20 protein-coding genes are annotated in these 24,657 nt (G+C 69.9%); 6 read left to right on the top strand and 14 right to left on the bottom strand.

Going from position 1 to position 24,657, the window contains the following annotated elements; all coding sequences use genetic code 11:
• Positions 1 to 49 precede the first annotated feature (49 nt).
• Positions 50 to 745 (top strand): response regulator, encoded by a 696-nt coding sequence (locus tag NJQ99_RS10605; protein WP_269332800.1) that lies wholly within the window; start codon positions 50 to 52, stop codon positions 743 to 745.
• On the opposite strand, the gene NJQ99_RS10600 is transcribed toward NJQ99_RS10605, so the two are convergent.
• From NJQ99_RS10600 to NJQ99_RS10550, 11 genes are all read right to left on the bottom strand, one after another.
• A complete protein-coding gene (locus tag NJQ99_RS10600; RefSeq protein WP_269332799.1) occupies positions 726 to 4,352 on the bottom strand; it encodes a hybrid sensor histidine kinase/response regulator in 3,627 nt (1,208 codons plus the stop codon). The two genes, NJQ99_RS10605 and NJQ99_RS10600, sit on opposite strands and share 20 nt — an antisense overlap.
• Positions 4,353 to 4,462: 110 nt before the next feature.
• Positions 4,463 to 5,506: a nickel/cobalt transporter gene (locus tag NJQ99_RS10595; protein ID WP_269332798.1), complete on the bottom strand. Its 1,044-nt coding sequence runs from the start codon at positions 5,504 to 5,506 to the stop codon at positions 4,463 to 4,465.
• A complete protein-coding gene (locus NJQ99_RS10590; RefSeq protein WP_269332797.1) occupies positions 5,494 to 6,174 on the bottom strand; it encodes a DUF1007 family protein in 681 nt (226 codons plus the stop codon). Before NJQ99_RS10590 ends, NJQ99_RS10595 begins: the two co-directional genes overlap by 13 nt.
• 99 nt (positions 6,175 to 6,273) lie before the next feature.
• Positions 6,274 to 8,058 (bottom strand): ABC transporter ATP-binding protein, encoded by a 1,785-nt coding sequence (locus NJQ99_RS10585; RefSeq protein ID WP_269332796.1) that lies wholly within the window; start codon positions 8,056 to 8,058, stop codon positions 6,274 to 6,276.
• 5 nt (positions 8,059 to 8,063) lie between these two features.
• Positions 8,064 to 9,032 (bottom strand): ABC transporter permease, encoded by a 969-nt coding sequence (locus NJQ99_RS10580; RefSeq protein ID WP_269332795.1) that lies wholly within the window; start codon positions 9,030 to 9,032, stop codon positions 8,064 to 8,066.
• Positions 9,029 to 10,009 (bottom strand): ABC transporter permease, encoded by a 981-nt coding sequence (locus NJQ99_RS10575; protein ID WP_269332794.1) that lies wholly within the window; start codon positions 10,007 to 10,009, stop codon positions 9,029 to 9,031. The genes NJQ99_RS10580 and NJQ99_RS10575 overlap by 4 nt, the downstream gene beginning before the upstream one ends.
• A 115-nt stretch (positions 10,010 to 10,124) precedes the next feature.
• Complete coding sequence (locus NJQ99_RS10570; protein WP_407933362.1) at positions 10,125 to 11,726, bottom strand: ABC transporter substrate-binding protein; 1,602 nt, start codon at positions 11,724 to 11,726, stop codon at positions 10,125 to 10,127.
• Positions 11,727 to 11,800: 74 nt separating this feature from the next.
• Positions 11,801 to 12,955 carry an acetylornithine deacetylase gene (argE, locus tag NJQ99_RS10565; RefSeq protein WP_269332792.1) on the bottom strand — a complete coding sequence of 385 codons (1,155 nt, stop codon included), beginning with the start codon at positions 12,953 to 12,955 and terminating at the stop codon, positions 11,801 to 11,803.
• A gap of 70 nt (positions 12,956 to 13,025) precedes the next feature.
• Positions 13,026 to 14,120, bottom strand: a complete 1,095-nt coding sequence (locus NJQ99_RS10560) for a M14 family metallopeptidase (protein WP_269332791.1) — start codon at positions 14,118 to 14,120, stop codon at positions 13,026 to 13,028.
• 11 nt (positions 14,121 to 14,131) lie between these two features.
• The gene (locus tag NJQ99_RS10555; RefSeq protein WP_269332790.1) at positions 14,132 to 15,292 is read right to left on the bottom strand and encodes an acetyl-CoA acetyltransferase; all 1,161 of its coding nucleotides are present in this window, start codon (positions 15,290 to 15,292) and stop codon (positions 14,132 to 14,134) included.
• Between the two features lie 118 nt (positions 15,293 to 15,410).
• Positions 15,411 to 16,022 (bottom strand): GntR family transcriptional regulator, encoded by a 612-nt coding sequence (locus NJQ99_RS10550; protein ID WP_269332789.1) that lies wholly within the window; start codon positions 16,020 to 16,022, stop codon positions 15,411 to 15,413.
• Positions 16,023 to 16,299: 277 nt separating this feature from the next.
• Between NJQ99_RS10550 and NJQ99_RS10545 the strand changes: the two genes are divergently transcribed.
• From NJQ99_RS10545 to NJQ99_RS10525, 5 genes are all read left to right on the top strand, one after another.
• Positions 16,300 to 17,163 (top strand): flagellar motor protein MotB, encoded by an 864-nt coding sequence (locus NJQ99_RS10545; RefSeq protein WP_269332788.1) that lies wholly within the window; start codon positions 16,300 to 16,302, stop codon positions 17,161 to 17,163.
• Between the two features lie 86 nt (positions 17,164 to 17,249).
• A complete protein-coding gene (locus NJQ99_RS10540) occupies positions 17,250 to 18,557 on the top strand; it encodes a flagellar hook protein FlgE (RefSeq protein WP_269332787.1) in 1,308 nt (435 codons plus the stop codon).
• Between the two features lie 34 nt (positions 18,558 to 18,591).
• On the top strand, positions 18,592 to 20,058 hold the full coding sequence (flgK, locus tag NJQ99_RS10535) for a flagellar hook-associated protein FlgK (protein WP_269332786.1): 1,467 nt from the start codon (positions 18,592 to 18,594) through the stop codon (positions 20,056 to 20,058).
• Positions 20,059 to 20,069: 11 nt separating this feature from the next.
• Positions 20,070 to 21,116, top strand: a complete 1,047-nt coding sequence (locus NJQ99_RS10530) for a flagellin N-terminal helical domain-containing protein (protein ID WP_269332785.1) — start codon at positions 20,070 to 20,072, stop codon at positions 21,114 to 21,116.
• A gap of 28 nt (positions 21,117 to 21,144) precedes the next feature.
• Complete coding sequence (locus NJQ99_RS10525; RefSeq protein WP_331283315.1) at positions 21,145 to 22,281, top strand: flagellar basal body P-ring protein FlgI; 1,137 nt, start codon at positions 21,145 to 21,147, stop codon at positions 22,279 to 22,281.
• Positions 22,282 to 22,415: 134 nt separating this feature from the next.
• Here the strand turns inward: NJQ99_RS10525 and NJQ99_RS10520 are convergent, their stop codons facing one another.
• Genes NJQ99_RS10520 through NJQ99_RS16320 form a run of 3 tightly spaced genes read right to left on the bottom strand, consistent with a single transcriptional unit; the run spans position 22,416 to position 24,654 of the window.
• Positions 22,416 to 23,510 (bottom strand): flagellar motor switch protein FliG, encoded by a 1,095-nt coding sequence (locus NJQ99_RS10520; protein ID WP_269332784.1) that lies wholly within the window; start codon positions 23,508 to 23,510, stop codon positions 22,416 to 22,418.
• Positions 23,507 to 24,271 (bottom strand): flagellar type III secretion system pore protein FliP, encoded by a 765-nt coding sequence (gene fliP, locus NJQ99_RS10515; protein WP_269332783.1) that lies wholly within the window; start codon positions 24,269 to 24,271, stop codon positions 23,507 to 23,509. The genes NJQ99_RS10520 and fliP overlap by 4 nt, the downstream gene beginning before the upstream one ends.
• Positions 24,271 to 24,654 (bottom strand): FliM/FliN family flagellar motor switch protein, encoded by a 384-nt coding sequence (locus NJQ99_RS16320; protein WP_331283314.1) that lies wholly within the window; start codon positions 24,652 to 24,654, stop codon positions 24,271 to 24,273. The genes fliP and NJQ99_RS16320 overlap by 1 nt, the downstream gene beginning before the upstream one ends.
• Positions 24,655 to 24,657 lie beyond the last annotated feature (3 nt).

The following is a 24,657-nucleotide window of genomic DNA, read 5'->3' as shown; positions in this document are numbered from 1 at the left end:
CTCGCCTTGCGATAGTCGCAGGAGGGGAAGGCTGCGGGTACGAGGGGGCATGACGGACGCGGACCAAGTCACGATCCTGATCGCGGACGACCATCCGCTGTTCCGCGGCGCGCTGGCCCAGGCGATCGCCTCGCGGATCGCCGGCGCGCAGGTGCTGGAGGCGGAGGACTTCGGCGCCGCCCAACGGATCCTCGACACGCGGCCCGGCCTCGACCTCTGCCTGCTCGACATCAACATGCCGGGGATGCGGGGGTTCACGGGCCTCCTCTATGTGCGCGCGCAGTATCCCGACATCCCGGTGATGATCGTCTCCGCCATCGAGGACGAGGAGGTGATCCGCGCCGCCTTCGACTATGGCGCGGCGGGCTATATCCCGAAGTCCCTGTCCGTGAACGAGATCGGGACCGGCATCCGCGCCGTGCTCGACGGCGAAAGCTGGCTGCCGCCGGGCGTCGATCTCGCGGGCGGCGAGGCGGGCGAGAGCGCCGACCTGGCGGAACGTCTCGCCTCCCTGACACCGCAGCAGGTGCGCGTGCTGATGCTGCTGTCGGAAGGGAAGCTCAACAAGCAGATCGCCTACGAGCTGTCGATCTCGGAGGCGACGGTGAAGGCGCATGTCTCCGCCATCCTGCAGAAGCTGGGCGTGAACAGCCGCACGCAGGCGGTGATCATCGCTGGCCGCATGGCGGTCGAGGACAAGGCGCTGTCAGCCGCGCGCGACAGCGCTATTCACCGGCAGACCTGAGCGGCGTTCCACCGCCGGAGGCGCGTCGTTCGGCGGCGTCCTCATCGGGCCCCGCGCGCTCGGTACCGCGCGCGGATGCCCGCGCTTCCGCGATCGCACGCATCATCACGGCCCGCAGCGCGGCGGGACGGACGGGCTTGTTCAGCACCAGGCAATCGAAGCCGAGCGCGGCCTCGCGCACCTCGTCGGTCCGGTCGGCCGTCACCAGAACGGCCGGAAGCGACACGCCGAGTGCGGCGCGCACCGCCTGGATCGCGTCGATACCGGTCACGCCGCCGTCGAGGTGATAGTCGGCCAGAACGACGTCCGGGATGGGCCAGCCCTTGACGCAGTCCACCGCCTCCGACAGGCCGCGCGCGGTGCGCACCTCGCACTTCCACCGGCCGAGCAACGCCGCCATGCCGTCGAGGATCGCCGGCTCGTTATCGATGCAGAGCACGCGCCGCCCGCCCAGTTCCCGGTGCGGCTGGACGACGCGCGACGGCGGGGTTCTGCGCGGGGCGGCGGCGTCCGCGCGCGGCACGTCGATGTGGAAGACCGTGCCGCGCCCCCTGGCCGGCCGCACACCCACGGGATGTTCCAGCGCCCGCGCGATGCGGTCGACGATGGCGAGGCCGAGGCCGAGTCCCTGCTCGCGCCCGAGAACGCCGTCGAGCCGGTGGAACTCCTTGAAGATCTCGCCCAGCTTGTTCTCCGGGATGCCGGGGCCGGTGTCCCACACCTCGATGCGCACGCTATCGCCGCGCCGCCGCGCGCCCATGAGGATACGGCCCGACGGCGTGTAGCGCACGGCATTCGACAGGAAGTTCTGCAGCACGCGGCGCAGCATCTTGGGGTCGGAGCGCAGCACCAGGGAGGAGGGCACCACGCGCAGGTCGAGGCCGACCCGGCCCGCGAGCGCGGCGAATTCCAGCCGCAGAGGCCCGAACAGGTCGGCCACCGCGAAGTTCTGGATGTTGGGCGGCACCGCGCGCGCGTCGAGCTTGGCGATGTCGAGCAGCGCGGAGAGAAGGTCGTCGACCGCGGTCAGGGAGGCTTCCGTCCGGTTGACGAGGGCCCCGCTCTCCCCGTCCAGCGGCTGCTGTCCCAGCGCGGACAGGAACAGGCGCGCGGCGTTCAGCGGCTGCATCAGGTCGTGGCTGGCGGCGGCGAGGAACTGGGTCTTGGAGCGGTTGGCGGCCTCCGCTTCCGCCTTCGCCTCGCGCAGCGCATCGTTGGCGAGCTTCAGCTCGCGCGTGCGCTCGTCCACGCGCCGCTCCAGGCTCTCGTTCGCCTCGCGCAGCGCCTGCTCGGCGGCGACGCGGTCGGTGATGTCGGTGTAGGTCGCGACGACGCCGGTGCCCGGCAGAGGGCGGGTGCGCACCTCGATCACCGTGCCGTCAGGGCGGATGCGCTGGTACATGTAGTCGCGGCCCGAGAGGTAACCCGCCACCCGCTCCGCATAGATCGTGTCGATGTCGCCCTCGTTGTCGCCGACGCCATACTCGCCCTGGCTCGCCACGTGCCGGATGATGTCGCGCAGGTTCGTGCCCGCCCGGCCGAGGTCGGGGGGGAGCGACTGCATGTCCATGAAGCGCTGGTTGTGCGCGATCAGGCCGAGGTCGTTGTCGAATACGGCGATGCCCTGGGAAATGTTCTCCAGCGTCGATTGCAGCAGGGACCGGTTGTACTTGATGGCGGCGGAGGCATCGTCGAGGAGGGACAGCGCCTCCTTCACGTTCATGCGGCTGCGCTCCAGCGACAGGGCCATCAGCAGGCGGGCCGAGGCCGCGCCCAAGACGCCGGCCAGCAGACGCTCGGTCTGGCGGATCAGGCCGACGTCGGCGGGACGGCTGTCGGCGATCTCGTACCCCTCGTCCCGGGACAGGCGCGCGAAGACCTGCGAGACGCGACGGTTACCCACGAAGGGCGCGGCAAGCGTCTTGAGTTCCTCCACCGTGATCGTGCCGGCGGCGCGGCGCGCGGTGCTGCGGGTATCGAGCGCGTGAACGAAGAGATGCGCCTGGGCGGTGTCGACCGCGCGCGGCCGCGCCAAGAGGCTGCCCGCGACAAATGCGGCGAGGTTGGCGCCGAGGCTCCAGACCACGCCATGAACGAAGGCCGAGGCGCCTGTGTCGAAGAAGAGGGCCTGGGGCCTGAGCCAGCCGATGCCGAACGGGCCGTCGGCCAGAAGCGCGGCCGGCAGGAGCCCCGCATCGACCAGCGTCGGCATCATCAGCGTGTAGGTCCAGAGCATGAAGCCCACGAGGATGCCGGCAGTGGCGCCGGTGCGGTTGCCCCCCTCCCAATAGAGGCCGATGAGCAGGGCGGGCGCGAACTGCGCCACCGCCGCAAAGGACAGCAGGCCGATCGCGGCTAGCGCATAGCCCTGCCCCAGCCAGCGGTAATAGAGGAAGGCACAGACCAGGAGACCGATGATCGCGAGACGGCGGATGGCGAGCAGCGTCTCCGACGGCCCGTCGGGATCGTTCGCAAGGAAATTGCCGCGCCGGATCAGCATGGGCACGACGAGGTCGTTGCAGATCATGGTCGAGAGCGCGACCGTCGCCACGATGACCATGCCGGTGGCCGCCGACAGGCCGCCGAGGAAGGCGACGAGCGCCAGCGTCTCGGCCTGCGCCGCCATCGGCAACGCCAGCACGAAGGTATCGCCCAGCACCTCGCCCGGCGGAAAGTAGATCAGGCCGGCCATCGCCACCGGCACGACGAAGAGGTTGATCGCGACCAGATAGAGCGGAAAGAGCCAGCGCGCCCGGCGCAAATGGTCGACGTCCGTGTTCTCGACCACCATCACGTGGAACTGGCGCGGCAGGCAGATGGTCGCAGCGAAGGCAACGAGCGTGATTGCGAACCAGGCACCGGTGTCGATGCCGCCGGTCAGGACCTCCGCCGCGCGCGGATCGGCGAGCGCGCGCTCAAGAAGATCGCCCGGCCCCTCGAACATCAGGAAGGTCACGAAGATCCCGACCGCGACGAAGGCGGCGAGCTTCACAGCGCTCTCGAACGCGATGGCGAGAACCATGCCCTCGTGATGCTCCGTCGCGTCGATCCGGCGGGTGCCGAACAGCATGGCAAAAAGCGCCATCATGCAGGTCACGATCAGCGCGGTATCCGCCCACCAGGGGTACTGGTTGGACGAGACGGGGACCAGGACCTCCGGATACTCGATCAGCAGGTTGAAATTGGTCGCCACCGCCTTCAGCTGCAGCGCGATGTAGGGAATGCCGCCCACGACCGCGATCAGCGTGACGAGCGCGGCGATCCCCTCGCTCTTGCCGTAGCGCGCGGCGACGAAGTCGGCGATCGAGGTGATGTTCTGCACCTTGGAGATGCGCAGGATCTTGTCCAGAACCGGCCAGAACAGCGTGAACATCAGGATCGGGCCGATGTAGACCGGCAGGAAGTCGTAGCCCGTCGCCGCCGCGAGTCCAACCGAGCCGAAGAACGTCCAGGACGTGCAATAGACCGCGAGCGAGAAGACGTAGATCGAGGCCCGGCCCGTCATCGTGCGGCCATGCGCCGCCAGCCTGTCGCCGCGCGAGGCGATCAGGAACAGCCCGCCCAGGTAGGCGAGCGACACGACGAAGACGAACCACCCCTGCAACATGGATGCGCCTGCACCTCTCCCGGCCTGCAGCGTTCAACGCGGAGAAGTGTCGCACGGCCGGAAGCCGCGGGGAAAGATTTCTGCGGAAACGCGCGGGGGCGGCGAAGATCTCAGGCCGCCGGGCCGATGAATCCCGGTCCCGCGGGCGGCGCGAGGAAGAGGCTGATCCCGGCGGCGGCGACGAACAGGCCCGCGGCAAGCCCGATGCCGCCCGCGGCGAGGCCGAGCAGGACGCCCCGGCCCGAGAAGAGGCGCAGAGCGGCGGACCGCGCGCCGACGCTGAGCGCGGCGATCAGCGCCACCGTCGCGGCGGTGCCGGCGGCCATGGCGAAGGTCGCGGCGATCCCGATGGACAGGATGCCGTTGGCCCAGGCGAAGACGAGGACGAGGATCGCGCCCGTGCAGGGCCGCAAGCCCACCGACACCGCGACCGCGGCCATGTCGCGCAGCCGGCGCGCGGCCAGCGCCATCTCCGGCGTGACCGCATGGGCGTGCCCGCACGCGGCACCGTGGCTGCAATCCTCGCCGTGGACGTGCTCGTGGTGGTGGTGGTCATGGTGATGCGCGTGGCTGTGGGCAGCGCCGCGCGACACCCCGAGGGTCGCAAGAAGCGCGCGCGCGGCACGGACCGCGAGCCATAGGCCGATCAGCGCGATCAACAGGTAGCTCGCCCGCTCCAGCCAGCCCGACAGCGCGCCGATGCGCGACTGAGTGATGCCGACGGCGAGCGCGACGGCGACGACGAGGAGGATGGCGCTCAACGCCTGCACGACCGCGGCGGCGGCCGACAGCGCGATGCCGCGGCGCAGGCCCTCCCCCGTCGCCAGCAGGTAGGCGGAGATCACGGCCTTCCCGTGTCCTGGCCCCGCTGCATGGACGACGCCGTAAAGGAAGCTGAGACCCATCAGCGTCAGGGCAGGCGCAGACCAGGGATCGGCGCGGAGCGCGGCGACGGCCTCGGCCAGGTCGCGGTGCAGGCGGCCTTGCGCGGCGGCGATCCATGCGGTGAACGCCTCGAAGACGCCGGGCTCGGACGCGGGCGCGGACGAACCGCCCCCACCCGGCATGGCGAAGGGCGAACCCGTCTGCGCCAGCGCGAGACCTGTCCCCGCGAGCAACAGAACCGCCGCGACGGCAAGCGTCAGGGGGCGCATGTGAGGCGGACCACGCTCGCATACTGCGCGGCGACGCTGCGCACCGCGACGCCGTCGCCCAGCGCGCTGTCGGCGAGCGTCTGCCACTCCCCGCCGTCCTTCGGCGGCTCGACCGCGACGCGACAGGCCTCGGCAGCGTTCGCGCCGAGCTCCGCGGCCTCGCTCTCCGCCATGTCGAGCGCAACGTAATAGGTCGGGTCGTAGCTGCGCACCTCGAGATCGCCCAGCGCGCCGTCCACGGGTGCGGCGAGCGGCGCGGTGAAGGCGAGCATGAGACGTCCGTCGCGGCTCTCCGCCACGCCATCGCTGGCGTCCGCGATGTCGATGATCGCGCCGCCGCTGGTGATCTCCATGAAGTAGTCGTACTCCCGCAGGCTATCGAGGTAGCCCGCCGCGAGCGGCACGAGTTCCTCGGCCGACGCCGTGCCGTCCTTGTCGGTGTCGACCTCCGACAGCGCGAAGGCGGAGAAGAGCGCGTCGAACAGCCATTCCGCACGCACGCCCGTGACGCGGCCCTCGGAATCGAACAACAGCGTGTTGCGTACGTCGACCCAGACATGCGGATGCGCCGCCGCGGGCAACGGCACCCCGGCAAGGCCAAAGGCGCACACCACAGCCGCCACAGAGGGCGCCAGAGCGCGGGCCAGAGGGCGGGCATTTGTGCTCATCGGCAAGCGTCCCCGGTGCGGTCGAATCCCCGATAGGTTCTGGGTGCAGAATGTGCCCCTTTCGCGGCGCGGAGCAAGACGGGGCGCGGCAAAAGACCGTCAGGCCGGCTCCGGCACCGGATCGGCCCCCTGATCGGGAGGAGGCGGCGCAGCGACGAGGCGCGGCATGAGGTGGAGCAGATGCCGCGTGTACTCGTGCTGCGGGGTTTCGAACAGCGCCTCGGTCGCGGCCACCTCGACGATCTTGCCGTGCCGCATCACGGCGACCCGGTCGCACATCTGCCGGATCACGGGGAGATCGTGGCTGATGAACAGCATGGTGAGGCCGAGGTCGGCCTGAAGATCCTTGAGAAGGTTCAGCACCTGCGCCTGGATCGAGACGTCGAGCGCGCTGGTCGGTTCGTCGCAGATCAGGAAGCGCGGGCGCGTCGCCAGCGCCCGGGCGATGGAGATGCGCTGGCGCTGCCCGCCGGAGAACTCGTGCGGGTATTTCTGGGCGGCCTTCGCGCCGAGGCCGACATGCTCCAGCAGGTCCTCGACGATGCCGCGCACCTCCGCCTCCGACTGGGCGAGCTTGTGGAAGCGGATCGGTTCGGCCACGATGTCCATGACCTTGAAGCGGGCGTTGAGGCTCGAGAACGGGTCCTGGAAGATCATCTGCATCTGGCGGCGGTAGCGGTTCACCTCGCGCCGCGAGGTGAGTGCCGTCAGGTCTGCGCCGGCGAACAGGATGTTGCCGCCCTGCGGCCGGTAGAGGCCGGTGATGAGGCGCGCGATGGTCGATTTGCCCGACCCGCTCTCGCCCACGAGGCCGAATACCTCGCCCGGGCGGACCTGGAAGGTCACGCGGTCGACGGCCTGCACATAGCGGCGGTTCTTCTCGAGGAACGACCGGCGCGTGACGAAGCGCAGCGAGAGGTCGCGCACCTCCACCAGCGCGCGGTCGCTGACGGTGCCGAAATCGCGCGTGCGGCCCAGCCAGTGCGTCCGGAGGTCGATCTTGCGCGTCGCGGTCGAGGCGGCCTCGATGTATTCGACGAGCGGGAAGCGGTCGAGCCGCACGTCCGGGCGCGGCACGGCGGAGATGAGCGAACGGGTGTAGGTGTGGTCGGGATTGCCGAGGATCTTCTCCGTCGGCCCCTCCTCCACCACCTTGCCGCGGTACATCACCGCGACGCGGTCCGTCACCTCGGCGATTACGCCCATGTCGTGCGTGATGATGATCATGCCGACGCCATGGTCGCGCACGAGACGGCGCAGAAGCTCGAGGATCTGGGCCTGGATCGAGACGTCGAGCGCCGTCGTCGGCTCGTCGGCGATGATGACCTCGGGCTCGGCGCACAGCGACAGCGCGATCACGACGCGCTGGCGCATGCCGCCGGAGAACTGGTGCGGATACTGCTCCACCCGCACGTCGGGGTCGGGGATCCCGACCTGTTCGAGCAGGCCGATGGCGCGCTTCTTCGCCTCCGCCTCCGAGATCGGCAGATGCGTGAGCATGGTCTCGACAAGCTGTGCGCCCACGGTCTGCAGCGGATCGAGGCTCGTCAGCGGGTCCTGGAAGATCATGGCGACGCGCTTGCCGCGGATGCGTCGCATCTCCGCCTGCGGGCGGCCGTCGATCCGCTCCCCCTTCAGCAGCACCTCGCCGCGCGCCATGCGTCCCGGCGGCTCCAGCAGGCCCATGACCGCATTGCCGATCGTGGACTTGCCTGCCCCGGATTCCCCCACGACGCCGAGGATCTCGCCCGGGCGGACGGCGAGGTTCACGTCCTCCGCCGCCACGACGAGGCCGCGCCGGGAGGGAAACTCCACCGTGAGGCCGCGCACCTCGAGCACGGGCGTGGCGGTCGCGTCGGAGGCGGATGTCTCGGTCTGCGCCATCGCCGTCACCTCAGCTTCGGATTGAGCGCGTCGCGCAGCCAGTCGCCCAGAAGGTTGACCGACAGCACGAGGATGACCAGCGCCGCGCCCGGGAAGATGGTGATCCACCACTCGCCCGAGAACAGGTAGTCGTTGCCGATGCGGATCAGCGTGCCGAGCGACGGCGAGGTCGGCGGCACGCCCACGCCGAGGAAGGACAGCGTCGCCTCGGTGATGACCGCGAGCGCAAGCTGGATCGTCGCGATCACCAGCACCGGCCCCATGACGTTCGGCAGGATGTGGCGGAACAGGATCAACGCCGGCGGAAGGCCGATGACCTGGGCCGCCTGCACGTACTCCTTGCCCTTCTCGACCAGCACCGAGCCGCGCACGGTGCGCGCATACTGAACCCAGAACGACAGGCCGATGGCGAGGATCAGCACGCCGAAGGCGATCCGCTCGTGCCCGAGGTTCCCCATGATGCCGCGCGCCACGCCGTCGATCAGCAGGGCGATCAGGATGGCCGGGAAGGACAGCTGGATGTCCGCGATGCGCATCAGGAGGCTGTCGATCCAGCCCCCGGCATAGCCCGCCACGAGGCCCAGCACGATGCCGAGGATCATGGCGAAGGCGACGCTGGCAAACCCCACGAGGATCGAGATGCGCGCCCCGTAAAGGATGGTGGAGAAGATATCGCGGCCCTGGTCGTCGGTGCCGAGCGGGTACTTCCACATGCCGCCCTCGACCCAGACGGGCGGCAGCAGCGAATCGAGCAGGTCGAGCTGGGCCATGTCGAAGGGATCCTGCGGCGCCACCAGGGGCGCGAAGATCGCGGCGAGGATCATCAGCACGGAAATCGCCGCCGCGACGACCACGATGGGCGACCGGCGGAAGCTATAGAGCAGGTCGCTCTCGTCGAGCCGGGCGAGCAGGCCTGCGGGGCGCGCCTGCGCGCGGCCCGTTTCCGGCGTTTCGGGGGTGGGGAGCGCGCTCATCCCTTCGCTCCCGCCTGGACGCGCAGCCGCGGATCGACCGCGTAGTAGAGCAGGTCGACCACGAGATTGATGACCACGAACACGAAGGCGATCAGCATGAGATAAGCGGCCATCACGGGGATATCGACCTCCGTCACCGCCTGGATGAAGAGAAGCCCCATGCCCGGCCACTGGAACACGCTCTCGGTGATGATCGCGAAGGCGATGACCGAGCCCAGTTGCAGGCCGACGATGGTGATGACCGGCACCAGCGTGTTCTTCAGCGCGTGCCTGAAGTGGATCGCGCGGGTCTTCAGGCCGCGGGCCTTGCAGAACTTGATGTAGTCGGTGCGCAGCACCTCGAGCATCTCGGCCCGGATCAGGCGCACGATCAGCGTCATCTGGAAGATCGCCAGCGTGATCGCGGGCAGGATCAGCGCGCGCAACCCGTCGGCCGTGAGGAAGCCCGTCGACCAGCCGCCGATATCGACCGTGGCGCCGCGCCCGAAGGTCGGCAGCCATTGCAGCATCACGCCGAAGAACAGGATCAGCAGGATGCCGATCAGGAAGACCGGCAGCGACACGCCGATCAGCGACAGCGTCATGAAGATGCGTGCGAGAAAGCCGTCTCGTCGCAAGGCCGTGTAGACGCCCATGGGTATGCCGATCAGCAGGGCCATCAGCGCCGAGACGGCCGACAGCTCCAGCGTCGCGGGCAGACGTTCGGCGATGAGCGAGCTGACCGCCTTGCGGTGCTGGTAGGAGATGCCGAACTCGAACTGCGCGGCGCGCTGGAGGAACAGCCAGAACTGCACCGCCACCGGTTCGTTCAGGCCGAGCCGCTCGCGCAGCGCCTCGCGCTGCTCGATGGAGGTCTCGACACCCACCATCTGGTTCACCGGGTCGCCCAGGTAGCGGAACATGGAGAAAGCGATCAGCGCGACCACCGCCATGACGACGACGGACTGCAACAGCCGCTTGATGACGAACCAGATCATGTCGCGATGCCCTGTCAGAACCGTGGCGCCGGTTGATCCGGCGTTCTTCCGGAAGCGGAATCGGGCCCCGGCATGCCGGGGCCCGTCCGATGCCCCCGTTGCGGGGGCGACTGGATCAGTTCTTCTTCACCCAGCGGAAGAGGAACTGGTTGTCGGCGCGCTGCACGACCTCGACATTGTCGCGCACACCCCACGCCAGGCCCTGCTGGTGAAGCGGCACGTGGGCCACCTCCTCGTGGATGATGGTGAACGCCTGCGCGATCAGCTCGTCCCGCTTCGTCGGGTCGTTCTCGGTGCCGATCTCGGCCGTCAGCGCATCGAGCTTCTCGCTGCAGAAGCCGCCGAGGTTGAACGGGCCGCCCGCGCCCTTGTCGTCGCGGCAGCCGTGCAGGTTCACGAGCACGTTGTGCGCGTCGAACGAGCCCGGCGTCCAGCCCAGCAGGTAGAAGCTGGTGTCATAGCCGCCCGACGCCAGCACCTTGGCGAAGTACTGCGCCTTGGGCTGGGCGTTGAGGTCGACCTTGATGCCGACGCGCGCCAGCATGGACACGATCGCCTGGCAGATCCGCTCGTCGTTCACGTACCGGTCGTTCGGGCAGTCCATCCCGACCGTGAAGCCGTCCGCGTAGCCCGCTTCCGCCAGAAGCTTCTTCGCCGCGTCCGGGTCATAGGGGTGCCGCTTGAACTCGTCGGAGCGCGAGTACATGAACGGCGACAGCATCAGGGCCGACGGCTCCGACAGGCCGCGCATGATGCGGTCCTTGATCGCCTCGATGTCGATGGCCTGGTAGACCGCCTTGCGCACCCGCACGTCCTTGAACGGGTTCTTGCCCTTCACGTCGGAATAGAGAAGCTCGTCGCGCTTCTGGTCCATGCCGAGGAAGATCGTGCGCAGTTCCGGCCCGGTCAGCGCCTTGGTGCCTTCGTTCTGCTCGATCCGCTGGATGTCCTGGACCGGCACCGGGTACATCATGTCGATCTCGCCCGAGAGCAGGGCGGCGACGCGCGTGGCGTCGGAGTTGATCGGCGTGAAGATCACCTCGGTCAGGTTGTGCTCGGCCGTGTCCCACCAGCTGTCGTTCGGCACGAAGACCGAGCGCACGCCCGGCTCGTGGCTGGTGATCCGGAACCCGCCGGTGCCGTTCGCGTTGAACGTCGCGAAGCTCTCGTTCTGGCCGGACGCGGAGGTCGGCTTCACGGCGTTGTTCGCCTCCGCCCACTCCTTGTCCATGATGTACCAGGTATCCCACTCGTAATGCAGGATCGGGTTCGGCTTCGTCAGCACGAAGTCGACCGTGTGGTCGTCGACCTTCTCGACAACCACGTCCTTCGGAATGCGCGTCGTGAGGTCCGACCCCTCGGCCCGCACGCGCTCCGCCGAGAAGACGACGTCGTCGGCAGTGAAGTCGTTGCCGTTGTGGAACTTCACACCCTTGCGCAGGTGGAAGCGCCAGCGCGTCGGCTCGATCACCTCCCAGCGCTCGGCCAGCGCGGGCAGGATCTCGAGGTCGGGACCGCGCCGGGTGAGCCCTTCGTACACATTGCCGAGGAAGCCCAGCGTGAAGGTTTCGTTCAGCGAATACGGGTCCAGCGACTTCGCGTCGCCCTGGAACGCCCAGCGCAGCGTTTCTGCCGACGCTGCCGTGGTGAATGCCGGCACCGCGAGCGAAAGGGCCACCGCGGCCGCCCCCACCCGCAACCAAGACATGTTTCTCATCCTCGTCTCCCAGTTTGCATGGTCCATACGCGGGACCGCTCTGCCCGGCATCCTCCCCTGAGCCGGGCCACTCTTCAAGCCGCCAGACGGTCGATGAGACGCCGCATGAACGCGACGCCCGCATCGACCTGGTCGAGCGCGATGAACTCGTTGGGCTGGTGGGCCTGGTCGATCGACCCCGGCCCGCACATCACGACCGAGAAGCCGGCGTCCTGGAACTGTCCGGCCTCCGCGGCATAGACCACCGCGCCGGCGCGGTTCTCGCCGGTCAGCGCCTTGGCCAGCGCCTCCGCCTCCCCGTCCGGCTCGGGCCTGAGGCCGGGGACGAGCGAGGAGTGCACGATCCTGACGAAAGTGTCGGGCGCGATGGCCTGCATCGCCGGTTCCACATGCTCCGCCACGTGGGCGCGGTACCGCTCCACGAACGACATCGGGTCGTCCTCCGGGATGGAGCGGATGTCGGTCACAAAGGTGCAGTCGCGCGCCATGATGTTGAGCGCGGTGCCGCCCTTGATGACCCCGCAATGGATCGTGGTGTAGGGCGGCTCGAACGGGCAGTCGGGCTCCGCGCGGGCGGCGTTCTCCCGCATCATGTCCTCGAGGAAGACGACGAGGCGGGCCCCCACCATCACGGCGGAGACGCCGCGGTGCACCTGGCTCGAATGAACCTCGTGGCCGCGGACATGGGTATCGACGTGCAGGATGCCCTTGTGCGCGTTCACGACCTTCATCGAGGTCGGCTCCCCCACGATCACGGCGCGGGGGCGCGGCACGTTCTCCGCCATCTCGGCGATCATGGCGGGCGCGCCGACGCAGCCCACCTCCTCGTCGTAGGAGAGCGCGAAATGGACCGGGTGGCGCAGGCCGCGGGCCAGCATCTCCGGCACCAGCGCAAGGCCGATGGCAGAAAAGCTCTTCATGTCCGCGGTGCCGCGGCCGTAGAGCCGGCCGTCCTTCTCCACCACCGTGAAGGGGTCGGTGTCCCAGGGCTGGCCGTCCACGGGCACCACGTCCGTGTGGCCGGAGAGCACGACGCCCCCCTCCACGCGCGGGCCGACGGTGGCATAAAGATTCGCCTTGGTGCCGTCGGCGTTCGACACGAGTCGCGACTCCACCCCGTGCGCGGCGAGGTAGTCGCGCACGAAATGGATCAGGGGCAAGTTGGAATCCCGCGACACAGTCGGGAAACTTACAAGCCTTTCAATCATTTCGCGCGGCGAAACCCGCATGCCACCCCCGGTGCAGACGCTTGTAATAATCTTTCTTGTCTGCGCATCTGACAGGGCGGGCGCGGCGACGTCAAGCCTCCGAACCGAGGCCGTCGATCGCTTTCCGGCCGATCTCGATCGCCCGGTCGACAACCATCTGCCGCCAGTCGTCGAAATCGCAGTAGAAGGTGTCGCGCATCCGCCGCTTGATGGTGCGCGCGAGGCCCGTGCGCGGATCACCGCGGAACCGCAGCCAGTTGTCGGCCCGAAGCGCGCCCAGCACGTCCGGCACCGGGACCGTGCCGTATTCGACCGAAACGGACGCCATCTTCGCCTGCGGCGCTGACCCTGCGAAGGCCGAGGACATGGTGCCCTGGATCGGCGCGGAGGTGGAGGAGCCGGCATCCGGGTCCGTCGCCTCGTTCCCGTACCAGCGCCGCGCGCGGTCCTTCTCCTCCTGCGTGCCGGTGACGATGGGCTCGCCATAGCCATAAGGACCAAGGCCAGTGTGGAAGTCGAACAGCGCGACGTGGCTCGCCGTGCCCGCGTGCTCGGCGATGATCTCGCGGAAGGTCGTGTTCGACCAGGTCGGCTGGTCGCCGCCGAAGAACAGGCCGTCGGCGTGCGCGTACTGTCCGCCCGATACCGCGCACTGGAAGGCCCACATGCCCTTCTCGGCGATGTAGCGGGCAATCGCCTCCTCCGCCGCCCAGCGCGCCTTGCCGTCCCAGTCGGACGGCAGCATGAACGGATGCACGTCCTCGTAGGCCGCATTGACCGGCAGGGGCCTGGAGAAGTCGATGAAGTTACGGTTCAGGTCGACATTGTCCTCGGTCGTGCGGCTGATGTGGGCAAAGCCGTAGGGATTGATCGCGTGGACCATGACAACGGCCGTATCCTTCGGCAGCGCGTCGAGCAGTCCCGACCGGATCATCGCCACCTGCCCGCCCGAGCCGCAGAACCCCTCGCCCCCGTGCGTGGCCGACGTCACGAAAAGAACGCGCCGTGCGCTCGCCGGTCCGACGCGGGCGACATCCGTGCTGAGCCGGACCCCGCCCGGCCCCTCGGCGTTCGGGTTGACGCGCACGTCCACCTTGACGCCGAGGCCGGCGACGGCCGCCCGGAACCGGTCCCGGGCGTCCGCATAGGTCTCCCCGAAGCAGGCGTTGACCGCCGCCCGATCCATCGCGTGCAGGCTCACCGCAGGCGCTCGAGGATCGAGACGTAGTTGGCGACCGCGGCCCCGCCCATGTTGAAGATGCCCGCGAGCTTCGGATCGCGGACCTGCATGCCGCCGGCCTCGCCCATCAGCTGCAGGCTCGCCATGACGTGCATGGAGACGCCGGTGGCGCCGATCGGGTGGCCCTTGGATTTCAGGCCGCCCGACGGGTTGACCGGCAGCTTGCCGTCTTTCTGCGTCCAGCCTTCCTCGATTGCGCGGCGGCCCTCGCCGGGCTTCGTCAGGCCCATCGCCTCGTACTCGATGAGTTCGGCGATGGTGAAGCAGTCGTGCGTCTCCACGAAGGAGAGGTCATCGATGCTCGTGCCCGCTGCGGCGTGCGCCTTCGACCACGCCTGCTGGCAGCCCTCGAACTGCACGATGTCGCGCTTCGACAGCGGCAGGTAGTCGTTGACCTGCACCGCGGCGCGCATGTGCACGGCTTTGGGCATGCGCATCGCGGTCTCGGTATCAGTCAGCACCAGCGCCGCCGCACCGTCGGAGACGAGCGAGCAGTCCGTGCGGCGCAAGGGGCCGGCCACCAGCGGGTTCTTGTCGCTCACCTCGCGGCAGAAGTCGTAGCCGAAGTCCTTGCGCAGGTGGGCGTAGGGGTTCTCCACGCCGTTCGCATGGTTCTTCGCCGCGATCCGGGCGATGGCGTCGGAGACGTCTCCGTAGCGCTGGAAATAGAGGTTTGCGATCTGGCCGAACACACCCGCGAAGCCGCCGGGCGTGTCGCCCTCCTCCTTGCGGTAGGAGGCGTTGAGCAGGATGTCGCCGATGTCGGAGCCCGGCGCGACCGTCATCTTCTCCGCGCCCACCACGAGCACGAAGCGCGACTTGCCGGCGCGGATCTCGTTGAGGCCCTGGTGGATGGCAGCGGAGCCCGTGGCACAAGCGTTCTCGACCCGCGTCGAGGGCTTGAAACGCAGGCTCGGATCGGCGTCGAGCGCGAAGGAGGACGGGAAGGCCTGCTTCTCGAACCCGCCGAAATTGCCGACATAGATGGAATCGACATCCTCCGGCGAAATCCCCGCGTCGGCGATCGCGTCCGCGGCGGCGCGCGCGATCAGGCCCTCGAGGTCCTCGTCGTCCAGCTTCCCGAAACGGGTGTGCGCCCAGCCAACGATGCAGCTCATCTCGATCCCTCCGTCTTGTTGTCGCTCCGGCGCGTCCCGGCCGGATGATCTTTCGGCCTGCACCCTAGCGCCGGGCGGCCCTTGCGCCTAGTGCCCCCGAACGCAGGGCCGGGCAGACCTAGAGTGCAGCGCACACGCGGGCCATCGCCGCCTCGGCATGGGCGCGGGCCGCCTTCTCCGCCTTGCGCGCCTTGCCCGAGGCGATGGCGGCGAGGATATCCTCGTGTCCCTCCTGCGCGCCCGCGGGCGCGGTCCCGGCGGCCGCCAGCGCCCGGCGAACGTGCGGCCACAGACGCTCCGCCGCGGCGGTCGCCTGGGCGTTTCCGGCGAGCCGGATCAGGGCGAGGTGGAAGCCCGCACCCGGCCCCGGCGGCGTCATGCGGGCGGCGTCGAGGTCCGCCTCCGTACGCGCGCCGGCCTCGATCCGCTCGGCCAGCGTCCGGGCCGCCAGCGCGTCGAGCGCGCCGCGCAGGTCGAAGATGTCGCGCACCCCCTGGACATCGAGGGGCGCGACCTGCAGCCCCCGGCGGCCGAGATCGACCGCGAGGCCAAGCTCGCGGAGTACGGTCAGCGCCTGTGCCACGGGCTGCCGCGACACGCCCAGGTCGGCGGCCAGCACCTCCTGCCGCAAGGGCGTTCCCGGCGGCAGGCGCCCGTCGGCCATCGCTTCGACCAGGCGGTCGCGGACCTCGTCCACCAGGGCGGGACGGTTGGAAACCGGGGTAAACATCGCGGGCGAAGTCCTTTCTGCGGCAGCTTGCCGGGGCGAGACGCGGCGCCGGTCCGCATCCGGCATGCAGTCTGCGGGGTGCGCGGCACGGCTGCAAGGTCTCTCGCGGCTTGCCGCACGCCTGTACGGTCCTCTGCATTAACGGCTGCGCAAGACATGCACGCATAGGATCGGGTCCGTCGAAACACACTTTCCGCGAGAACGCGCGCATCCCCATGAGCGGGGCCCAGAACGGGGCCGGATCTCTCCGACCGACCGTGAACAGGGAATGCCGCCCGTGGCCTCGCAAACGCAAGACCGCCCGATCATCATCAAGAAAGTCGCCGCCCCGGCCGCGGAAGGCCATCACGGCGGCGCCTGGAAGGTTGCCTACGCCGACTTCGTGACGGCCATGATGGCGTTCTTCCTGCTGATGTGGCTGCTGAACGCCACGACCGAGGACCAGCGAAAGGGCATTGCCGACTATTTCGACCCGCGCGTGCCGGTCAGCCGGATCTCCGGCGGCGGCACGTCCCTGCTGCATGGCGACAGCGCGTTCACGCAGGAGCAGCTTGCAGCCTCGGCGACCGGCGGCACGCGCACGACGCGCACCGAGGTTCCGCCCGGCGCCGACCCGATCTCGACGGGGGCCGAGCTGCAGGCGCGCGAGACCGCCGCCGATCCTGCCGAGCAGGCAGCGCTCGACGCGGCGAAGGCGAAGATCGAGGCCGCGCGCGCCAATGGCGGCGAGCTTGCCCAGCATCTGCGCGTCACGGAGACACCCGAGGGCCTGCGCATCGACATCGTCGACGTGGATGGCCGCCCGATGTTCGCCACGGGCTCGTCCGAACCGACCCCGCTGCTGCGCCAGCTTCTCGCCATCGTCGCGGACGTGGTCGGCATGACGGTCAATCCGGTCAAGGTCACCGGCCACACCGACGCCCTGCCGTTCCGCGGGGATGCGGGCTATGGCAACTGGGAATTGTCCACCGAGCGGGCCCAGGCGGCGCGCCGGACGCTGGAGGCGAACGGCCTCGGCACGGCCCGGATCGAGCGGGTGGAGGGGCGCGCAGACCGCGATCCGATCCTGCCCGAGGCCCCGGAGGCCGCGGAGAACCGCCGCATCGGGATCGTCCTGTTGCGGGTGGGCGCGCCGGGCTGACCGCTCACAATCCGTTAACCGCCTGCGTGATACCCGTTCTGCAACCAGAAGGGGCATTTTGATTTTTCACGCGGGAGACGCGCAGAATGGGTATTTCATCCTCGCTGAATGCAGGTGTGCAGGGGCTGGCGGTCAACGCCACGCGCCTCGCCACCATTTCCGACAACATCGCCAACGCGGGAACCATCGGCTACAAGCGGGCCGAGACCGACTTTTCCTCGATGGTCCTGTCGGAGAGCCCGTCTCGCTACACGGCGGGCGGCGTGCGCGCGGTTGCGCGGCGCGACGTTTCCGCCAACGGCCTGCTGCTCGCCACCAACAATGCGACCGACATCGCGCTGGACGGGCGCGGCTTCCTTCCTGTTCTCAAGACCGCCGACCCGGCGGCGGGCGTCGGGGCGGGCAACTTCCGCATCTCCACGACCGGCTCGTTCCGCCCCGATGCGGCCGGCTATCTGCGCAACTCGACCGGCGACTACCTGCTCGGCTGGTCGCTGAACCCCGACGGCACGTTCCCGGCATCGCCTGCGCGCGACAGCGTCTCGGGGCTCGAGGCGGTGCGCATATCGGGCCGCGAGTTCACGGTCGAGCCGACGACCCGCATCGACGTCGCGGCCAATGTGCCCGCCGACGCGACCGAGGCGGGCGGCACGGGCGACCCCTACGAGGTGCCGGTCACCTACATCGACAACCTGGGCGCGCAGGAGACGCTGACGCTGCGGATGACGCCGCAGGTTCCGGCCACCGGCCGCTCGAACACCTGGACCGTCGACGTGGTCGACGGCGCCAGCGGCACGCCGACCACCGTCGCCTCCTATGAGGTGGAATTCGACACCTCGCAGGCCAACGGCGGCTCGATCCTCAACGTGACCACGCTGTCGGGCGGCGCCTACGACCCGGCGACGGGCGTGGCGCAGATCGCGGTCGCGGGCGGCACCATCGACCTCGACATCGGCACGCCCGGCAGCGGCGTCGGCCTGACCCAGTTCGCCGGCCCCTTCGCGCCGGTGTCGGTGACCGGCAACGGCGCTGCGGCTGGCTCTCTCTCCGGCGTCGAGATCGGCGAGGACGGCGTCGTCATGGCACTCTTCGACAATGGTGCGCGCCAGCCGCTCTACCGTGTGCCGGTTGTCGACGTGCCGAACCCGGACGGCCTGAGGGCCGTGAGCGGCCAGGGCTTCGAGATCACCGGCGCGTCCGGCGGCTTCTACCTGTGGGACGCGGGCACCGGCCCGGTCGGCACCACGGTGGGCTTCGCGCTGGAGCAGTCGACCACCGACATCGCGGAGGAACTGACCCACCTCATCGAGACGCAGCGGGCCTATTCGTCGAACGCCAAGATCATCCAGACGGTCGACGAGATGCTGCAGGAGACCACCAACCTGAAACGCTGACGGGAGCGGGGCCGGCTGAGGCCCCGGACACGCCATGTCGATCACCAGCGCGCTCGCCAACGCCGCCTCGGGCCTCAGGGCCGCGAGCCGGTCCGCGGATGTTGCCTCCTCCAACATCGCCAACGCGATGACGGAGGGGTATTCGCGGCGCGAGGTGATGCTGGCCGAACGGTCGGTCGCCGGCCGCGGGGCCGGCGTCGCCGTTGCGGGCGTCCGCCGGGCCGAGGCGCAGATGCTTTCGGCGGACGTGCGCGCGGCATCCGCCCGCGCGGGCGAGGGCGACGCGCGCGCCGAAGCGCTCGCCACGCTCAGCGCCGGGATCGGCACCGCCGACGACGGGGGCGGGCTGTCGCGGGCGATGGAGAACTTTCGCTCCGCGCTCTCCGCGCTGGCGGAGACGCCGGAGAGCGTGGGGCTGCAGGAGTCGGCCGCCGCCGCCGCGCGCACCGTCACCGAGAAGTTCCAGAGCGCCTCGGCCATCGTCGCCCGCGTCCGCCAGGACGCCGACGGCCAGATCGCGCGCGAGGTGGCCGCGGTCAACGACGGGCTGACGCGGCTCGAACGCATCGACCGCGAGATCCGCATCCTCTCGGCGCGCGGCGAGGACCCGAGCGCGCTGATGGACGAGCGCGACCGGGTGATCGACGACATCGCCCAGCGCGTGCCGATCCGCACCATCCGAACCGACCAGAACGGCGTCCAGTTGATGACGCAGGAGGGGCTCGCGCTCTACGACGGTGCGCAGGCCCGCACGCTGTCCTTCACGCCCGCGGGCGCGATCACGCCCGGCCAGGCGTTTCCGGGCGGGGTGCTCTCGGGTCTCACCCTCGATGGCAAGGAGGTGGCGCCGGGCGGCGGCTCGCCGCAGGCCATCTCCGGCGGGAGCATCGCGGGCCTTTTCGCCGTGCGCGACCAGATTACGGTGGAGGCGGGCGCCACCCTCGACGCGCTGGCCGAAGACCTCGTCGCGCGCTTCCAGGACCCCGCCGCCGATCCGAGCCTCGCGCCCGGGCAGGCGGGCCTCTTCACCGACGCGGGCAGCCCGCTGGGCGCGCCCGTGACGCCGGGCCTCGCGGGCCGGATCAGCGTCAATGCCGCGGTCGACCCGGCGCAGGGCGGGGAAAGCTGGCGTTTGCGCGACGGCGTGGCCGCAGCCGTGCCGGGCGTTGCGGGCGACGCCACCCAGGTGCGCCGGTTCGCCGACGCGCTCGATGCGCCGCGCACGCTTCCCGCGGCCGCCGGGATCGCCGCGCCGCGCGGGGCCGCTGCCGCTGCCGCAGACATCGTCGCGCGCCTCGCCGTCAGCGCCGACCGTGCCGGACAGCAGGCCGCGACCGAGCGCGTCCATGCCGCCCAGCTCAGCGACGCGCGCAGCAACAAGACCGGCGTAGACCGGGACGCGGAACTGCAATCTCTGATCGCAATCGAGCAGGCCTATGCCGCCAACGCCAAGGTGGTCGAGGTGATGGCCCGCCTCGTCGACCGCCTGCTGGCCATGTAAGGATTTCGCCGATGCTTCCCACCGGCTCCGGCCTCTCGACCCTCGTCGCCGCCCGCATGATGGGCTCCGCCGCCTCCGACACGCGCCAGCGGCTTGCCGTCACCTCGCAGGAACTGACCACCGGACGGAGCGCCAACCCGGTCCGTGCGCTCGGCCCCGGCACGCGCACGCTGATGTCGCTGGAGACCGAGCGGCGCGCGGCAGACGCCTATCTCGACACGACCAAGCTGGTGATGACCCGCATCGGCGCGATGGAAACCGCGCTCGAAACGGTGGCGAGCGACCTGCCGCGGCTGGCGGCGGACGCGCTGGGTGCAGGCACGCGCGGCGACCTGCCCGCGATGGAGGCGCAAGGCACGGACGCACAGGCTGCGCTGGTGCGCATCGTCTCCGCCCTCAATACGCAAACGGGCGGGCGCCATCTCTTTTCCGGCGCCGCGACCGACACCGCACCGCTCGCCGGGGCGGACGCCGTCAACCAGGTGCTTCAGGACCGGCTCGCCGCGACCACGGGCACGCTGCAGACGCAGGCAGACGCCGACGCGCTCGCCGCAGACCTCGACCTCGCGTTCGAGGATGCAGGCCCCGGCGGCCCCAACACCTTCACCGGCACGGTCTATCTCGGCGACACCGGCGCGCGCCTCGCCGCCGACGTCGGGCCGGGCCAGCGCATCGCCTATGGCGTGCGCGCGGACAACCCGGCGGTGCGCGACCTGCTGAAGGGCCTCGCCATGATCGTGCGGGCGGGCGACAGCAAGACGCCCGACCACGCCCAGGCCCGTGCCCGCCTGATCGAGCTTGGCGCGAACCGCATCCAGGCCGGTCTCGACGCGCTCACGGGCGTACGGGCCGGGCTCGGCACCGCCGCGCGCGAGATCGAGGACGCCGGCAAGCGCCACGACGCCGCCCGCGGCGCGCTCGACACACGCATCGCGGGCCTCGTTGGCGTCGATCCCTACGAGGCGGCGAGCGAGTTGCGCGCGCTCGAGTCGCAGCTCGAAACCACCTACCTCATCACCGGTCGGCTCCAGAACCTGACGCTGACCCGTTTCCTCTAGAATCCCCCCAAGCGCCGGAGAGAACAGAATGTTCGCCCTGCAGCCCAAGACCCGCGCCCTCGGCGCCGCCCTTCTCGCGCTCGCGCTGTCGATGCAGCCGCAGGCCCCCGCCGCCGCGGCGCCGGAGGTCCGCCTCAAGGACATCGTCGACATCGAGGGGGTGCGCGGTAACGACATCGTCGGCTACGGCCTCGTCGTCGGCCTGAACGGCACGGGCGACAGCGTGCGCAACGCGCCCTACACCGAGGAGGCGCTGGGCAATTTGCTGGAGCGCCTCGGCGTCAATGTGAAGGGGGAGAACTTCCGGCCGAAGTCGGTCGCCGCCGTGCTCGTGACGGCGACGCTTCCGCCCTTCGCCCGGCCCGGCCGGCGCATCGACGTGACCGTCTCCTCCATCGGCGACGCCAAGAGCCTGTTCGGCGGCACGCTGGTGATGACCCCCCTGATGGCCCCGGACGGAGAGATCTACGCCGTCGCCCAGGGCCCGGTCATCGCGGGCGGCGTGAGCGCAGAAGGCGAGGCGGCGTCGGTGACTTTCGGCGTGCCGACGGGCGCGACCATCCCGAACGGCGCGCGCGTGGAGCGGGAGGTGGAGTTCGCGCTCGCCGACCTCGACACGCTGACGCTATCGCTGCGCGACCCGGATTTCACGACGGCGGCGCGGATCGAGGCGGCGCTCAACGCCGCGCTCGGCCCCGGCCAGGCGACGATGCTCGATTCCGGAACGGTGGAGCTTGCCGTGCCCCCCGTGCTCGCAGGAAAGCCCGCCCACCTGCTCGCGCGCATCGAATCCATCGCGGTCCGGCCCGACACCCGCGCGCGTGTGGTGGTCGACCAGCGTTCGGGCACCATCGTGATGGGTGCCGACGTCCGCATCTCCAAGGTCGCGGTGGCGCAGGGCAACCTGACGGTGGAGGTGCGCGAGACCCCGCTCGTGTCCCAGCCCAACCCGTTCGCGCGCGGCGAGACCGTGCTGGTGCCGCGCACCGACATTCAGATCAACGACGGCGGCGACGCCCGCATGGCTGTGATCGAGGAAGGCGTGTCGCTGAACGGCCTCGTGAAGGGCCTCAACGCGCTGGGCGTCGGCCCGCGCGACATGATCGACATCCTGTCGGCGATCGACGCCTCGGGCGCGCTGCACGCCGACCTCGTGATGCGCTAGAGGCAACCCGGCTTCTCGTCCGCGGGCGGCGAACCGTCCGCGGACCACATGCGAAAACCGGCGGCGAGGGAAGGCTCGCCGCCGGTTTCGTCGTTTCCGGGGAATATGCGGGCGGGACGTGGCCCGCGCGCGCCTCAGATCATCGGTTCTTCCTCGGCGCCTTCCTCCACCTCGGGCTTCAGCGCGATCTCGCCCGACCGGATCAGGCGCTGGGCGGTGCGGGCCATCTCGGCCTGCGCGTCCTCGGCCTCGCGGGCGCGGATCGGCCCCATGGCGTCGAGATCCTCGCGCACCTGCTCGCCCACGCGCTTCGACATGTTGGCGAACAGCGCCTCCACCACCTCGGGCTGACGGTCCCGGGCGAGCTTCAGCGCCTTGAGCAGCACGTCGGTGTCGGTCGCGCGGATCACCGCCTGGATGCCCAGCGGCTCCAGCCGGACGGGAATGTCCTCGAAGGTGAAGAGCATCTTCTGCACCTGGGCTGCCAGCGCCTCGTCGGTCGCCTTCAGATGCTCCAGCAGCGACGCGGACAGATCCATCGAAAGGTTGTTGAGCATCGCCCCGATCATCGCGGCAGGACCGCTTGCCCCTTGGCCCTGCGCCTCCATCGCGGCGAGGAAGTCGCGCTCCAGCGCCTCGCCCACCGCGTCGAGCACCGCGTCGTCGAGCCTGGGCGCGCGCGCCATGCGGGTAACGATGTCGCGGGCCTTCTCCGGCCCCATCCTGGCAACCACGGCAGCCGCCTTCTCCGCATCCAGGCGCGACAGGATCACCGCCGCCGTCTGCGGCCGCTCGCGCGCGAGATAAGCGGCGAGCGCGTCGTCTGGCGCGGCCGAGAGCTTCTCCCAGACCGAGCGGGTCGATCCGCCCTCGACCTCGGCCATGATGCGGCCCACCGCGGCCTCGTCCATGAAGCGGGCGAGGAAGGCACGGGCCGGGCCCGTTCCGCCCTGCATCTGTCCGGGCTTGCCAAGCTCACCCGCGAACTCCGCGGCGACCCGGCCCAGCGTCTCCACCGGCACCTTGCGCAAGGCGCTCATGGCGCGGGCGAAGGTGCGCACCTCATGCTCCTCCAGCCGCTCCATCACCTGCCTGACCTGCTCCTCGCCGAGCGCGGAGAGGACGATCGCGGCCTTCTGCTCCCGCGTCAGGCCGCCAGGCGGCGGCATCTGGGCCGGCTGTTTCCCCGCGAGCGCGGTCGCGCCCCGCATTGCCAGTTCACCGCTCATGTCGCGTAGCTCCTCACCAGCGTGCCCGCCAGCAGGTCCCAGCCGTCCGCCATCACGAAGAAGGCGAGCTTCAGCGGAAGGGACACAACGACCGGGGGCACCATCATCATCCCCATGGACATCAGGATCGAGGCGACGACGATGTCGATCGCCAGGAACGGAAGAAAGATCATGAACCCGACCTCGAAGCCGCGCTCGATCTCGGCGACCATGAAGGCCGGGATCAGGACGGAGAAGGGAAGCACCCCGTCGGCGCCCACGCGGCCGGGGGAAACCGCCGCGACCAGTGCGGAATTGCCCGCGTCGACGCGCGCTTCCATGAAGGCGCGCACCGGCCCCGCGGCGCGCTCGAACCCTTGCGCCTGCGTGAGGTTGCCGTCGAGCATCGGCCCGATGCCCACGGTCCACGCCTCGGTAAAGACCGGCTCCATCACGAAATAGGTGAGAAAGAGCGCGAGGCTGACGATCATCATGTTCGGCGGCGCCTGCTGCACGCCGATCGCCTGGCGCAGAATCGACAGCACCGTCACCATGAAGGGAAAGCAGGTCACCATCATGGCGATGCCGGGCGCGAGGCTGAGCACCGTCAGCAGCACGAAGAGCTGTACCGCGCGCGCGGTGAGCGCCAGCCCCTCCCCCTCCTCGCCCGTCGTGGCGAGATTGCCGAGGTCGAAGGTCACGCTCTGCGCCATGGCCGGCCCCGCCCACACGGCGAGGAGGCCCGCCGCCAGCAGGCCGAGTGCCAGCGTCCGCCGGTGCATCAGAGGCGGTCCGCGATATCGACGATCTCGGTCAGGCGCACGCCGAGGCGGCCCGACCCGTCGTCCATCTCCTGCAGTTCGCCGCGCGCGATCACGCGCTCGCCGATCCGGATCTCGACCGGATCCTCGATGCGGCTGTCGAGCGGGATCAGCGCGTCGCGGCGCATGTTGATCAGGTCGCCGATCATCGGACGGGCGCGGCCCACGGTGACCATCACCTCGACCGGCACGCCGAACACGGCGCGGCGCGAGCGGTTGCCGTCGGACTGCGAGCGCCGCTCCAGTTCCGGGATCTCGCCATTGCCCATGCCGGGCGTGTCGATGTCGTGCTCTTCGAGGGTCACGTCGGGGCCCATGTGGCCCATGTCGGAAGTCGTGGTCATGCG

The organism is Futiania mangrovi (assembly GCF_024158125.1).
Lineage (GTDB): Bacteria > Pseudomonadota > Alphaproteobacteria > Futianiales > Futianiaceae > Futiania > Futiania mangrovi.
This window is presented reverse-complemented; position numbering and strand designations above follow the sequence as displayed.